This is a genomic window from Citrobacter sp. wls717, assembly GCF_005280955.1.
Lineage (GTDB): Bacteria > Pseudomonadota > Gammaproteobacteria > Enterobacterales > Enterobacteriaceae > Citrobacter > Citrobacter werkmanii.
Genome location: NZ_SZWW01000017.1, coordinates 43,875 through 58,451, shown reverse-complemented (window position 1 = coordinate 58,451; position 14,577 = coordinate 43,875). Strand labels below are relative to the sequence as shown.

General features: G+C 52.8%; 11 protein-coding genes and 1 tRNA gene. 11 read left to right on the top strand and 1 reads right to left on the bottom strand.

Features of this window, described 5'->3' with window-relative positions; all coding sequences use genetic code 11:
* Window positions 1-194 precede the first annotated feature (194 nt).
* The gene (gene argG / locus FDX09_RS13030) at window positions 195-1,538 is read right to left on the bottom strand and encodes an argininosuccinate synthase (RefSeq protein ID WP_006687887.1); all 1,344 of its coding nucleotides are present in this window, start codon (window positions 1,536-1,538) and stop codon (window positions 195-197) included.
* A 334-nt stretch (window positions 1,539-1,872) separates the two neighbouring features.
* Here argG and FDX09_RS13025 point away from each other — a divergent pair.
* From FDX09_RS13025 to deaD, 11 genes are all read left to right on the top strand, one after another.
* Window positions 1,873-1,949, top strand: a tRNA-Met gene (locus FDX09_RS13025).
* Between the two features lie 207 nt (window positions 1,950-2,156).
* Window positions 2,157-2,609, top strand: coding sequence for a ribosome maturation factor RimP (gene rimP, locus FDX09_RS13020; protein ID WP_003024996.1), 453 nt, complete (start codon window positions 2,157-2,159; stop codon window positions 2,607-2,609).
* Between the two features lie 28 nt (window positions 2,610-2,637).
* Window positions 2,638-4,125: a transcription termination factor NusA gene (gene nusA, locus FDX09_RS13015; RefSeq protein ID WP_038634199.1), complete on the top strand. Its 1,488-nt coding sequence runs from the start codon at window positions 2,638-2,640 to the stop codon at window positions 4,123-4,125.
* A 24-nt stretch (window positions 4,126-4,149) separates the two neighbouring features.
* Window positions 4,150-6,840, top strand: a complete 2,691-nt coding sequence (gene infB / locus FDX09_RS13010; protein ID WP_038634196.1) for a translation initiation factor IF-2 — start codon at window positions 4,150-4,152, stop codon at window positions 6,838-6,840.
* Between the two features lie 220 nt (window positions 6,841-7,060).
* Entirely contained in the window at window positions 7,061-7,465 is a 405-nt protein-coding gene (rbfA, locus tag FDX09_RS13005) for a 30S ribosome-binding factor RbfA (protein WP_003024988.1), read from the top strand.
* Window positions 7,465-8,409: a tRNA pseudouridine(55) synthase TruB gene (gene truB, locus FDX09_RS13000; RefSeq protein ID WP_121529596.1), complete on the top strand. Its 945-nt coding sequence runs from the start codon at window positions 7,465-7,467 to the stop codon at window positions 8,407-8,409. Before rbfA ends, truB begins: the two co-directional genes overlap by 1 nt.
* Before the next feature lie 273 nt (window positions 8,410-8,682).
* Window positions 8,683-8,952 (top strand): 30S ribosomal protein S15, encoded by a 270-nt coding sequence (rpsO, locus tag FDX09_RS12995; protein WP_000059465.1) that lies wholly within the window; start codon window positions 8,683-8,685, stop codon window positions 8,950-8,952.
* A gap of 246 nt (window positions 8,953-9,198) precedes the next feature.
* Window positions 9,199-11,334: a polyribonucleotide nucleotidyltransferase gene (gene pnp / locus FDX09_RS12990; protein ID WP_038634187.1), complete on the top strand. Its 2,136-nt coding sequence runs from the start codon at window positions 9,199-9,201 to the stop codon at window positions 11,332-11,334.
* Window positions 11,335-11,443: 109 nt separating this feature from the next.
* Complete coding sequence (gene nlpI, locus FDX09_RS12985; RefSeq protein ID WP_038634184.1) at window positions 11,444-12,328, top strand: lipoprotein NlpI; 885 nt, start codon at window positions 11,444-11,446, stop codon at window positions 12,326-12,328.
* A 106-nt stretch (window positions 12,329-12,434) separates the two neighbouring features.
* Window positions 12,435-12,515, top strand: coding sequence for a protein YrbN (gene yrbN / locus FDX09_RS12980; RefSeq protein ID WP_010723222.1), 81 nt, complete (start codon window positions 12,435-12,437; stop codon window positions 12,513-12,515).
* Window positions 12,508-14,433, top strand: a complete 1,926-nt coding sequence (deaD, locus tag FDX09_RS12975; RefSeq protein WP_038634182.1) for an ATP-dependent RNA helicase DeaD — start codon at window positions 12,508-12,510, stop codon at window positions 14,431-14,433. Before yrbN ends, deaD begins: the two co-directional genes overlap by 8 nt.
* Window positions 14,434-14,577 lie beyond the last annotated feature (144 nt).

Genomic DNA, 14,577 nt, shown 5'->3' with positions numbered 1-14,577 from the left:
TTCCAGAAAAAAGACGCTGCAAAGCGTCTTTTTTTTCGTCTGTTACTCGTGGCTGTCTGTAGGTCGGATAAGGCGTTTACGCCGCCATCCGACATTATTGCAACACCTGATGGCGCTACGTTTATCAGGCCTACAGACACCTTATATTCCGCGCATAAAAAAGGCCGCTTTCGCGGCCTTAAAATGATGAATGCTTACTTCGCTTTGTTTTCCAGATTCTCAACCTGCGGCAGGCCGGTCGTTGAAGAGGCGGTCAACAGACCGGCTTTCGCGTAGCCGAACAGCTTCTCGCGGGTATCGGTGATATCCAGATTACGCATGGTCAGCTGGCCGATACGATCGTCAGGTGAGAATACTGACTCGCCTTTCTCCATGGTCAGACGTTCTGGCTTGTAAGTCAGATTATCAGAGACGGTATTGAGGATGGAGTAGTCGTTGCCGCGGCGCAGCTCCAGCGTCACTTCGCCGGTAATCTGGCTGGCGACCCAACGCTGCAGACCGTCACGCAGCATCAACGCCTGCGAGTCGAACCAGCGGCCCTGGTACAGTAGTTTGCCCAACTGACGGCCATGAGAGTGATATTGCTCAATGGTGTCTTCGTTATGGATACCGGTCAGCAGACGCTCGTAAGCGATGTGCAGCAGCGCCATCCCCGGGGCTTCATAGATACCACGGCTTTTCGCTTCAATAATACGGTTTTCAATCTGATCGCTCATGCCCAGACCGTGACGGCCGCCGATGCGGTTGGCTTCCAGCATCATTTCTACGTCATCGCTGAAGGTTTTACCGTTTAGCGCTACAGGATGACCCTGTTCAAAGCGTACGGTCACTTCTTCTGCCGGGATCTTCACGCTCTCATCCCAGAACTTCACGCCCATAATCGGGTTGACGATTTTGACGCTGGAGTTCAGGAATTCCAGGTCTTTCGCTTCGTGGGTCGCGCCGAGCATATTGGAGTCAGTGGAGTACGCTTTCTCGACAGACATTTTGTAGTCGAAACCGCAGGCGATCATAAATTCGGACATCTCATGGCGACCACCCAGTTCATCGATAAAATCGGTATCCAGCCATGGTTTGTAAATCTGCAGTTCCGCGTTGGTCAGCAGGCCGTAACGATAGAAACGTTCAATATCGTTGCCTTTATAGGTGCTGCCGTCACCCCAGATATTCACGCCATCTTCTTTCATGGCGGCAACCAGCATGGTGCCGGTGACTGCACGGCCCAGTGGGGTGGTATTAAAATAGGTTAGTCCGCCAGTAGTGTTGTGGAAGGCGCCGCACTGAATGGCTGCGATCCCTTCGGCAACCAGTTGCTTACGGCAATCTACCAGGCGAGCATTCTCAGCACCATATTCCATTGCGCGGCGAGGAATGGCGTCATAGTCATCCTCATCCGGCTGGCCCAAATTCGCAGTATATGCATATGGGACAGCCCCTTTTTGTCGCATCCACAGCAGTGCTGCACTGGTGTCCAGGCCGCCGGAAAAAGCGATACCAATACGTTGACCTACCGGGAGATGCTTGAGAATCGTCGTCATAAAATAAAACCCTGCTTGATAGACTGGTGAAGAGGTCGGCTTATTATACTAAATGCATTTTTATGCAAAATAAATGAGTTTTCATTTAATCATCTTTTCTGGATGACAGGAAGAGTTTAGCGATAATTTCGTTAAATAACGGCGCGGCCGGTACATTTATCTTGATTACCACCCGCTGGTCAGCATTCATTGATTTGCATAGTGGTAACAAGGTTGACATAACACATAGAGTATCAATATACTGTGAGCAGATTTTACGTCCCGTCCTCGGTACCAAATCCCAGCAGTATTTGCATTTTTTACCCAAAACGAGTAAAATTTGCCACGTTTCAGGCGCGGGGTGGAGCAGCCTGGTAGCTCGTCGGGCTCATAACCCGAAGGTCGTCGGTTCAAATCCGGCCCCCGCAACCACTTTCCCTTAGAGTTCTTTTTCAAATATACTGTGAAGACTTAGGCCTTCGTAGCTGGATTTGAAAAAAATTCTTTCGGAAGGTTCTCCGAACCGCAGGTGCGGTTATAGGGTTCAGTTATCTAAAGCCCCGATTTATCGGGGTTTTTTGTTATCTGACTACAGAATAACTGGGCTTTAGGCCCTTTTTTTATGTCTTGGGGGTGGGCTTGTCCACATTAGAGCAAAAATTAACAGAGATGATTACAGCCCCGGTTGAAGCCCTGGGCTACGAACTGGTCGGCATCGAATTTATTCGCGGTCGCACATCCACACTGCGCATCTATATTGATAGTGAAGATGGCATCAATGTTGATGATTGTGCTGATGTGAGCCATCAGGTAAGCGCCGTGATGGATGTCGAAGACCCAATCACCGTTGCCTATAACCTGGAAGTTTCCTCGCCGGGTCTCGACCGTCCTCTGTTCACTGCTGAACACTACGTGCGTTTCCTGGGGGAAGAAGTCACGCTGGTTCTTCGTATGGCGGTTCAAAACCGTCGTAAATGGCAGGGCGTTATCAAAGCGGTGGACGGTGAGATGATCACGGTCACAGTCGAAGGTAAAGATGAAGTGTTCGCGCTGAGTAATATCCAGAAGGCGAACCTGGTTCCCCACTTTTAACAGTCTGGATTGAGGTGAAAAGCCCGCGATGAACAAAGAAATTTTGGCTGTTGTTGAAGCCGTATCCAACGAAAAAGCGCTGCCACGCGAGAAAATTTTTGAAGCGCTGGAAAGTGCGCTGGCTACAGCAACAAAGAAAAAATATGAGCAAGAGATCGACGTCCGCGTAGAAATTGATCGTAAAAGCGGTGATTTCGATACCTTCCGTCGTTGGGTAATCGTAGAAGAAGTTACCCAGCCAACCAAAGAAATTACGCTGGAAGCGGCACGCTTCGAAGACGAAAGCCTGAACGTGGGCGACTATGTTGAAGATCAGATTGAATCTGTCACCTTTGACCGTATCACCACCCAGACTGCGAAACAGGTTATCGTACAGAAAGTACGTGAAGCTGAACGCGCAATGGTTGTTGATCAATTCCGCGAACACGAAGGCGAAATCGTTACGGGTGTGGTGAAAAAAGTTAACCGTGACAACATTTCCCTGGATCTGGGCAGCAATGCTGAAGCCGTGATCCTGCGCGAAGACATGCTGCCGCGCGAAAACTTCCGTCCAGGCGACCGTATTCGCGGTGTTCTGTACTCTGTGCGCCCGGAAGCGCGCGGTGCGCAACTGTTCGTCACCCGTTCCAAACCGGAAATGCTGGTTGAGCTGTTCCGCATTGAAGTGCCAGAAATTGGCGAAGAAGTGATTGAAATTAAAGCGGCTGCTCGCGATCCGGGCTCTCGTGCGAAAATCGCCGTTAAGACCAACGATAAGCGTATTGATCCGGTCGGCGCGTGTGTGGGTATGCGCGGTGCGCGCGTTCAGGCGGTCTCTACCGAACTGGGCGGCGAGCGTATCGATATCGTCCTGTGGGATGATAACCCGGCGCAGTTCGTGATTAACGCAATGGCGCCAGCAGATGTCGCTTCTATCGTGGTGGATGAAGACAAACACACCATGGATATCGCGGTTGAAGCCGGTAACCTGGCTCAGGCGATTGGACGTAACGGTCAGAACGTCCGCCTGGCTTCACAACTGAGCGGTTGGGAACTCAACGTAATGACCGTTGATGATCTGCAAGCGAAGCATCAGGCTGAAGCTCATGCCGCCATCGATACCTTCACCAAATATCTCGATATCGATGAAGATTTCGCGACAGTTCTGGTGGAAGAAGGTTTTGCGACGCTGGAAGAACTGGCCTACGTGCCAATGAAAGAACTGCTGGAAATTGACGGCCTTGATGAACCGACCGTTGAAGCGCTGCGCGAGCGTGCTAAAAACGCACTGACCACTCTGGCTCTGGCCCAGGAAGAAAGCCTCGGTGATAACAAACCGGCTGACGATCTGCTGAATCTGGAAGGATTGGATCGCGATATGGCCTTCAAACTGGCTGCCCGTGGTGTTTGTACGCTGGAAGATCTCGCCGAACAGGGCATTGATGATCTGGCTGATATCGAAGGGTTGACCGACGAAAAAGCCGGTGAGCTGATTATGGCTGCCCGTAATATTTGCTGGTTCGGTGACGAAGCGTAATAAACTGTAGCAGGAAGGAACAGTATGACAGATGTAACCGTAAAAACGCTGGCTGCAGAGATACAGACCTCCGTGGATCGCCTGGTACAGCAATTTGCTGATGCAGGTATCCGGAAGTCTGCTGATGACTCTGTGTCCGCACAAGAGAAACAAACCTTACTGGCGCATCTGAACCGTGAGAACGGCTCAGCGCCGGATAAGTTGACATTGCAGCGTAAAACGCGCAGTACTCTCAATATTCCAGGTACCGGTGGGAAAAGCAAATCGGTACAAATCGAAGTCCGCAAGACACGCACCTTTGTGAAACGCGATCCGCAAGAGGCTGAACGCCTGGCCGCGGAAGAGCAGGCGCAGCGTGAAGCGGAAGAGCAAGCCCGTCGTGAGGCAGAAGAAGCTGCCAAACGCGAGGCGCAACAAAAAGCCGAACGTGAGGCCGCAGAACAAGCTAAGCGTGAAGCCGCTGATAAAGCGAAACGTGAAGCTGCGGAAAAAGACAAAGTGAGCAATCAACAGACCGACGATATGACTAAAACCGCCCAGGCCGAAAAAGCCCGCCGTGAAAATGAAGCCGCAGAACTGAAACGTAAAGCGGAAGAAGAAGCACGTCGCAAGCTTGAAGAAGAAGCTCGCCGCGTAGCGGAAGAAGCTCGCCGTATGGCGGAAGAAAACGAGAAAAATGGTGTGGATAACGCTGAACCTGTTGAAGATACCAGCGATTATCACGTCACGACTTCTCAGCACGCTCGCCAGGCAGAAGACGAAAACGATCGTGAAGTTGAAGGCGGCCGTGGTCGTACTCGCAGCGCGAAAGCCGCGCGTCCGGCGAAGAAAGGCAACAAACACGCTGAATCGAAAGCCGACCGTGAAGAAGCGCGCGCCGCAGTTCGTGGTGGTAAAGGCGGTAAACAGCGTAAAGGTTCCGCTCTGCAGCAGGGCTTCCAGAAGCCAGCTCAGGCCGTTAACCGTGACGTTGTGATCGGCGAAACCATCACCGTTGGCGAACTGGCTAACAAGATGGCGGTTAAAGGCTCTCAGGTCATCAAAGCGATGATGAAACTGGGCGCAATGGCGACCATCAACCAGGTCATCGACCAGGAAACCGCACAACTGGTTGCCGAAGAGATGGGCCACAAAGTTATCCTGCGTCGTGAAAACGAGCTGGAAGAAGCAGTAATGAGCGACCGTGACACCGGCGCTGCGGCTGAACCGCGCGCACCGGTTGTAACCATCATGGGGCACGTTGACCACGGTAAAACCTCCCTGCTGGACTACATTCGTTCTACGAAAGTGGCTTCTGGCGAAGCGGGCGGCATTACTCAGCACATCGGTGCGTACCACGTTGAAACTGACAACGGTATGATCACCTTCCTGGATACTCCGGGTCACGCCGCGTTTACCTCTATGCGTGCTCGTGGTGCTCAGGCAACGGATATCGTGGTTCTGGTTGTTGCAGCAGACGACGGCGTGATGCCGCAGACCATCGAAGCTATCCAGCACGCGAAAGCGGCAGGTGTGCCGGTGGTGGTTGCAGTCAACAAAATCGATAAACCAGAAGCGGATCCGGATCGCGTTAAAAACGAACTGTCCCAGTACGGCATCATGCCGGAAGAGTGGGGCGGCGAAAGCCAGTTCGTCCACGTTTCTGCGAAAGCCGGTACCGGTATCGACGAACTGCTGGATGCGATCCTGCTGCAGGCCGAAGTTCTGGAGCTGAAAGCTGTTCGTAAAGGTATGGCGAGCGGCGCGGTAATCGAATCCTTCCTGGATAAAGGTCGTGGTCCGGTTGCTACCGTCCTGGTGCGTGAAGGTACGCTGCATAAAGGCGACATCGTACTGTGTGGCTTCGAATACGGCCGCGTGCGTGCGATGCGTAACGAACTGGGTCAGGAAGTTCTGGAAGCAGGTCCGTCCATTCCGGTGGAAATCCTCGGTCTGTCCGGTGTTCCGGCTGCCGGTGACGAAGTGACCGTGGTGCGTGACGAGAAGAAAGCCCGTGAAGTTGCACTGTATCGTCAGGGCAAATTCCGTGAAGTTAAACTGGCTCGTCAGCAGAAATCTAAACTTGAGAACATGTTCGCCAACATGACCGATGGCGAAGTTCACGAAGTGAACGTCGTACTGAAAGCTGACGTACAGGGTTCTGTAGAAGCGATCTCCGACTCCTTACTGAAACTGTCTACCGACGAAGTGAAAGTGAAGATCATCGGTTCCGGCGTAGGTGGTATCACTGAAACCGACGCGACCCTGGCTGCGGCGTCCAACGCGATTCTGGTTGGCTTCAACGTCCGTGCTGATGCTTCTGCGCGTAAAGTGATCGAATCTGAAAGTCTGGATCTGCGTTACTACTCCGTCATCTATCATCTGATCGACGAAGTGAAAGCGGCGATGAGCGGTATGCTGTCTCCGGAACTGAAACAGCAGATCATTGGTCTGGCTGAAGTGCGCGATGTGTTTAAATCACCGAAATTTGGCGCGATCGCGGGCTGTATGGTTACCGAAGGTACTATCAAGCGTCACAACCCAATCCGCGTCCTGCGCGACAACGTGGTTATCTATGAAGGCGAGCTGGAATCCCTGCGCCGCTTCAAAGATGACGTTAACGAAGTCCGTAACGGTATGGAATGTGGTATCGGCGTTAAGAACTACAACGACGTTCGCGTTGGCGATATGATCGAAGTGTTCGAGATTATCGAGATCAAACGTACCATCGCATAATCTTCGTCGTCTTTTGGACCGCAACGGCGTTGGCTGCGCTCGCTCACCCCGGTCACATAGTTATCTATGCTCCCGGGGATTTACGAGCTTGCCGCCTTGTTGCAATCCAAAATCCTTAGAAGATGATTAGGCGTAGGCCGGGTAAGCGAAGCGCCACCCGGCAAGAAATTTAAAAAGGGGCTTATGGCCCCTTTTTTGTCATTATTCTGGAGAATTTATTATGGCGAAAGAATTTGGTCGCCCGCAGCGTGTGGCGCAGGAGATGCAGAAAGAAATCGCACTCATCTTGCAACGCGAAATCAAAGATCCGCGCGTAGGCATGATGACTACCGTATCTGGTGTTGAGATGTCCCGTGACCTGGCGTATGCCAAAGTATTCGTGACTTTCCTTAACGACCAGGACGAAGCGGCTGTGAAAAACGGCATTAAGGCCCTGCAGGAAGCCTCTGGTTTTATCCGCTCCCTGCTGGGGAAAGCGATGCGTCTGCGTATCGTGCCTGAACTGACCTTCTTCTACGACAACTCGTTGGTTGAAGGGATGCGTATGTCTAACCTGGTGACCAGCGTGGTGAAACATGACGATGAACGTCGTGTGAACCCAGCGGACGACAGCAAGGAGGACTGATGAGTCGTCCTCGTCGTCGTGGTCGCGACATTCACGGTGTCCTGCTGCTGGATAAGCCGCAGGGCATGTCCAGCAATGACGTACTGCAAAAAGTAAAGCGCATCTACAACGCCAACCGTGCGGGTCATACCGGCGCGCTGGATCCGCTGGCGACGGGCATGCTGCCTATCTGCCTCGGCGAAGCGACGAAGTTTTCACAGTATTTGCTGGATTCTGACAAACGCTATCGCGTAGTAGCCCGCCTGGGGCAACGTACTGACACCTCCGATGCTGACGGGCAAATCGTGCAGGAACGTCCGGTAATCTTCAGCGCAGAGCAACTTGCGAGCGCACTGGAGACTTTCCGCGGCGATATCGAGCAGATTCCGTCAATGTATTCGGCGCTGAAATATCAGGGTAAAAAGCTGTACGAATATGCGCGTCAGGGCATTGAAGTGCCGCGTGAAGCGCGCCCGATTACCGTCTATGAGCTGCTGTTTATTCGCCATGAAGGTAACGAGCTGGAGCTGGAAGTTCACTGCTCCAAAGGCACCTATATTCGCACTATTATCGACGATCTGGGCGAGAAGCTCGGCTGTGGTGCGCACGTAACGTACCTGCGTCGTCTGACGGTCAGCAAGTATCCGGTGGATCGTATGGTGACGCTGGAACACTTGCGCGAGCTGGTTGAACAGGCTGAGCAGCAGAACATTCCGGCCGCTCAGTTGCTTGATCCCTTGCTGATGCCAATGGACAGTCCAGCATCGGACTATCCTGTTGTTAATTTGCCTTTAACATCGTCGGTTTACTTTAAAAATGGTAACCCGGTACGTACGACAGGTGTCCCGCTGGAAGGCCTGGTGCGTGTGACGGAAGGCGATGACGGCAAATTTATCGGCATGGGGGAGATCGACGATGAAGGTCGTGTCGCCCCCCGTCGCCTGGTGGTTGAGTATCCTGCATAGCGCTCTCTGTCTTGCGATAAAAGGGCGCTGCGAGTAGAATACTGCCGCTTAACGTCGCGTGAATTGTTTAACAATCTGCGTGGCGTATACACAAAATCATTCGAGCTGCATCAAGGCGGCAAGTCTGAGAATCCTCAGGAGCTTACTTAGGTAAGTGACTGAGGTGAGCGGACGCAGCCAACGCAGAGTCAGTTTGAAGGATAAAGTGTATACACTGGGATAGCTGAATTAGAGATCGGCATCCTTTCATTCTTAACACTTTGGAGTTTTAAAATGTCTCTAAGTACTGAAGCTACCGCTAAAATCGTTTCTGAGTTTGGTCGTGATGCAAACGACACCGGTTCTACCGATGTTCAGGTTGCTCTGTTGACTGCACAGATTAACCACCTGCAGGGCCACTTTGCAGAGCACAAAAAAGATCACCACAGCCGTCGTGGTCTGCTGCGCATGGTTTCTCAGCGTCGTAAACTGCTCGACTACCTGAAACGTAAAGATGTTGCACGCTACACCGCGCTGATCGAGCGTCTGGGTCTGCGTCGCTAATTCTTTCGAGTTTCAGAAAGAGGGGGCCTTCATGGCCCCTTTTTTCCAGCAGATGGCAGCAATTCGCTGGAAACTAATGTATTGTTGCTATGAATGATCTTCCGTTGCAGAGGTTCGCGCGGCTAATGAGAGGCTTTACTCATGCGTATGGGTTAGGGTTGTCATTAGTCGCGAGGATGCGCAGAAGATCGGGTATTAACGATGGCGCAAAAATGTGCCGTCAAAAAATAGAGAAAGGATATTATTTTGCTTAATCCGATCGTTCGTAAATTCCAGTACGGTCAGCATACCGTTACGCTGGAAACCGGCATGATGGCGCGTCAGGCGACTGCCGCTGTTATGGTTAGCATGGATGACACTGCGGTATTCGTTACCGTTGTCGGCCAGAAAAAAGCGAAACCAGGCCAGGACTTTTTCCCACTGACCGTTAACTATCAGGAGCGTACCTACGCTGCTGGCCGTATCCCGGGTAGCTTCTTCCGTCGTGAAGGCCGTCCGAGCGAAGGTGAAACCCTGATCGCGCGTCTGATTGACCGCCCGGTTCGCCCGCTGTTCCCGGAAGGGTTCGTTAACGAAGTTCAGGTTATCGCGACCGTTGTGTCCGTTAACCCGCAGGTTAACCCGGATATCGTGGCAATGATTGGCGCATCCGCTGCGCTGACGCTGTCTGGCATCCCATTCAACGGCCCGATCGGTGCTGCGCGTGTTGGTTATATCAATGACCAGTACGTACTGAACCCGACTCAGGACGAACTGAAAGAAAGCAAGCTGGATCTGGTTGTTGCCGGTACCGAAGGTGCCGTACTGATGGTTGAATCCGAAGCTGAACTGCTGAGCGAAGACCAGATGCTGGGCGCTGTAGTATTCGGTCACGAACAGCAGCAGGTTGTTATTCAGGCGATCAATGAGCTGGCGAAAGAAGCCGGCAAACCGCGTTGGGACTGGCAGCCAGAAGCCGTCAACGAAGCACTGAACGCGCGCGTTGCCGCACTGGCAGAAGCTCGCCTGAGCGATGCTTACCGTATCACCGACAAACAAGAGCGTTACGCTCAGGTTGACGTGATCAAATCTGAAACCATCGCTCAGCTTACGGCAGAAGATGAAACCCTGGACGCCAACGAACTGGGCGAAATCCTGCACGCCATTGAGAAAAACGTTGTTCGTAGCCGCGTACTGGCAGGCGAGCCGCGTATCGATGGCCGTGAAAAAGACATGATCCGTGGTCTGGACGTGCGTACTGGCGTTCTGCCGCGTACCCACGGCTCCGCGCTGTTCACCCGTGGCGAAACTCAGGCGCTGGTTACTGCGACCCTGGGCACCACCCGTGATGCGCAGAACCTCGACGAACTGATGGGCGAGCGTACTGACAACTTCCTGTTCCACTACAACTTCCCTCCGTACTGCGTAGGTGAAACCGGTATGGTCGGTTCTCCGAAGCGTCGTGAAATTGGTCACGGTCGCCTGGCGAAGCGTGGCGTGCTGGCAGTGATGCCGGAACTGGATAAATTCCCGTACACCGTGCGTGTGGTTTCTGAAATCACCGAATCTAACGGTTCTTCTTCCATGGCTTCCGTATGTGGCGCTTCCCTGGCGCTGATGGACGCAGGCGTGCCGATCAAAGCGGCCGTTGCGGGTATCGCGATGGGTCTGGTGAAAGAAGGCGACAACTATGTTGTTCTGTCTGACATCCTGGGCGACGAAGACCACCTGGGCGATATGGACTTCAAAGTAGCGGGTTCCCGCGACGGTATCTCTGCACTGCAGATGGATATCAAAATTGAAGGTATCACCAAAGAGATCATGCAGGTTGCTCTGAACCAGGCTAAAGGTGCGCGTCTGCACATCCTGGGTGTGATGGAACAGGCGATTAACGCGCCGCGTGGCGATATCTCTGAATTCGCGCCACGTATCCACACCATCAAGATCAGCCCGGACAAGATTAAAGACGTTATCGGTAAAGGCGGTTCTGTTATCCGCGCCCTGACCGAAGAAACTGGCACTACTATCGAAATCGAAGATGACGGTACTGTGAAGATCGCAGCGACCGACGGCGAGAAAGCGAAATATGCTATCCGTCGTATCGAAGAGATCACCGCAGAGATCGAAGTAGGTCGTATCTACACGGGTAAAGTGACCCGTATCGTTGACTTTGGCGCATTCGTTGCCATCGGTGGCGGTAAAGAAGGTCTGGTACACATTTCTCAGATCGCTGACAAGCGCGTTGAGAAAGTGACCGATTACCTGCAGATGGGCCAGGAAGTACCGGTTAAAGTTCTGGAAGTTGATCGCCAGGGCCGTGTACGTCTGAGCATTAAAGAAGCAACTGAGCAGTCTCAGCCTGCAGGCGAACCGGAAGCTCCGGTAAGCCAACAGGGCGAGTAAGGTTGCCATTGCCCTCCGTGAGAACGGAGGGCCTTTAACCCGGCAGGACGCCTTGTTAGCAACCGGGGAACCTGGACGTTCATTCAATCGTTGTCTTCGGGAGTGGGAAATGAAGCCTTTTTTGCGCTGGTGTTTCGTTGCGACAGCACTCACGCTGGCTGGATGTAGTAATTCCGCCTGGCGTAAGAGTGAAGTCCTCGCAGTACCATTGCAACCGACTTTGCAGCAGGAAGTGATTCTGGCACGTATGGAACAAATTCTTGCCAGTCGGGCTTTAACCGATGACGAACGCGCACAGCTTTTATATGAGCGCGGAGTGTTGTATGATAGTCTCGGTCTGAGAGCACTGGCGCGAAATGATTTTTCACAAGCGCTGGCAATCCGACCAGATATGCCTGAAGTATTCAATTACTTAGGTATATATTTAACGCAGGCAGGCAATTTTGATGCTGCCTATGAAGCGTTTGATTCTGTACTTGAGCTTGATCCAACTTACAACTACGCGTACTTAAATCGCGGTATCGCATTGTATTACGGCGGTCGCGATAAGTTAGCGCAAGATGATCTGCTGGCGTTTTATCAAGACGATCCCAATGATCCTTTCCGCAGTCTGTGGCTTTATCTTGCCGAGCAGAAGCTCGATGAGAAGCAGGCTAAAGAAGCGTTAAACCAACGCTTCGAGAAATCGGATAAAGAGCAATGGGGATGGAACATTGTCGAGTTCTACCTGGGCAACATTAGCGAAGCAACGCTGATGGAACGCCTGAAGGCGGACGCAACGGATAACACCTCGCTCGCTGAGCATCTCAGTGAAACCAACTTCTATTTAGGTAAGTACTACCTAAGTCTGGGGGATTTGGACAACGCTACGGCATTGTTCAAACTGGCGGTGGCTAACAACGTTCATAACTTTGTTGAGCACCGATACGCATTGTTGGAATTATCGCTCCTGGGCCAGGACCAAGATGACCTGGCAGAATCGGACCAGCAATAGCTGACGTACACATCAGCCCGTAATCTTTTTTGATTGCCATCACCTTCACGGGTGAGGGCGTTGTTGTTCGTTAATACACCTACTTTGAGCCGGTTCACACTTTTCAATGAAAATTGCAGATCAATTTCATGATGAGTTATGTAGACTGGCCGCCATTAATTTTGAGGCACACGTACTACATGGCTGAATTCGAAACCACTTTTGCAGATCTGGGCCTGAAGGCTCCTATCCTTGAAGCCCTTAACGATCTGGGTTACGAAAAACCATCTCCAATCCAGGCAGAGTGCATTCCGCATCTGCTGGGCGGTCGCGATGTTCTGGGTATGGCCCAGACCGGTAGCGGCAAAACGGCAGCGTTCTCTTTACCGCTGCTCAACAATCTTGATCCTGAGCTGAAGGCACCTCAGATTCTGGTGCTGGCACCGACCCGCGAACTGGCGGTTCAGGTTGCAGAAGCCATGACGGATTTCTCTAAACACATGCGCGGCGTGAACGTGGTTGCCCTGTACGGCGGCCAGCGTTATGACGTGCAATTACGTGCCCTGCGTCAGGGACCACAGATCGTCGTCGGTACGCCGGGTCGTCTGCTGGATCACCTGAAGCGCGGTACTCTGGACCTCTCCAAACTGAGCGGTCTGGTACTGGACGAAGCTGATGAAATGCTGCGTATGGGCTTCATCGAAGACGTTGAAACCATTATGGCGCAGATCCCGGAAGGTCATCAGACCGCTCTGTTCTCTGCCACCATGCCGGAAGCGATTCGTCGTATTACCCGCCGCTTTATGAAAGAGCCGCAGGAAGTACGCATTCAGTCCAGCGTCACTACACGTCCTGACATCAGCCAGAGCTACTGGACTGTGTGGGGCATGCGTAAAAATGAAGCGCTGGTGCGTTTCCTGGAAGCAGAAGATTTTGATGCGGCGATTATCTTCGTCCGTACCAAAAATGCGACTCTGGAAGTGGCAGAAGCGCTGGAGCGTAGCGGTTATAGCAGCGCTGCGCTGAACGGCGACATGAACCAGTCTCTGCGTGAGCAGACTCTGGAGCGTCTGAAAGATGGCCGTCTGGATATTCTGATTGCAACCGACGTTGCGGCCCGTGGCCTGGACGTTGAACGTATCAGCCTGGTCGTTAACTACGATATCCCGATGGACTCCGAATCTTACGTTCACCGTATCGGCCGTACCGGTCGTGCGGGTCGTGCTGGCCGTGCGCTGCTGTTCGTTGAGAACCGCGAGCGTCGTCTGCTGCGTAACATCGAACGCACCATGAAGCTGACTATTCCAGAAGTAGAACTGCCGAACGCAGAGCTGCTGGGCAAACGCCGTCTGGAAAAATTCGCCGCGAAAGTACAGCAGCAGCTGGAAAGCAGCGATCTGGATCAGTACCGTGCTCTGCTGGCGCAGATTCAGCCTACCGCTGAAGGCGAAGAGCTGGACATGGAAACCCTGGCAGCCGCACTGCTGAAAATGGCTCAGGGCGAACGTAGCCTGATCGTACCACCAGATGCACCGATGCGTCCTAAGCGTGAATTCCGCGACCGTGACGATCGTGGTCCGCGTGACCGCAACGATCGTGGCCCGCGTGGCGACCGTGAAGACCGTCCGCGTCGTGAACGTCGTGACGTTGGCGATATGCAGCTGTACCGCATTGAAGTGGGTCGTGATGACGGTGTTGAAGTCCGCCATATCGTTGGCGCGATTGCTAACGAAGGTGATATCAGCAGCCGTTACATCGGTAACATCAAGCTGTTTGCTTCCCACTCGACCATCGAACTGCCGAAAGGTATGCCGGGCGACGTGCTGCAGCACTTTACCCGTACCCGCATCCTGAACAAGCCGATGAACATGCAGCTGGTTGGCGATGCAGTACCGCATACCGGTGGTGAGCGTCGTGGCGGTGGCCGTTTCAGCGGCGAGCGTCGTGAAGGCGGTCGCGGTGAAGGCCGTGGTTTTGGCGGTGAGCGTCGTGAAGGCGGTCGTGGTGATGGTCGTCGTTTCAGCGGCGAACGTCGTGAAGGTGGTCGTGGCCCGCGCCGTGACGATTCTTCTGCTCCACGTCGTGATGACTCAGCCGGTCGTCGTCGTTTCGGCGGTGACGCATAAGCCAAAACGGCTTAAAAGCGTAAAATAAAGTATACAGCCCCGATCTCAACAATCGGGGCTTTTTTTATTTCAATTGTACTCGTGTACTGGTACAGTGCAGCACATTGATAAGTAGTCACAATATAAATGACTGGAGAGATGGCT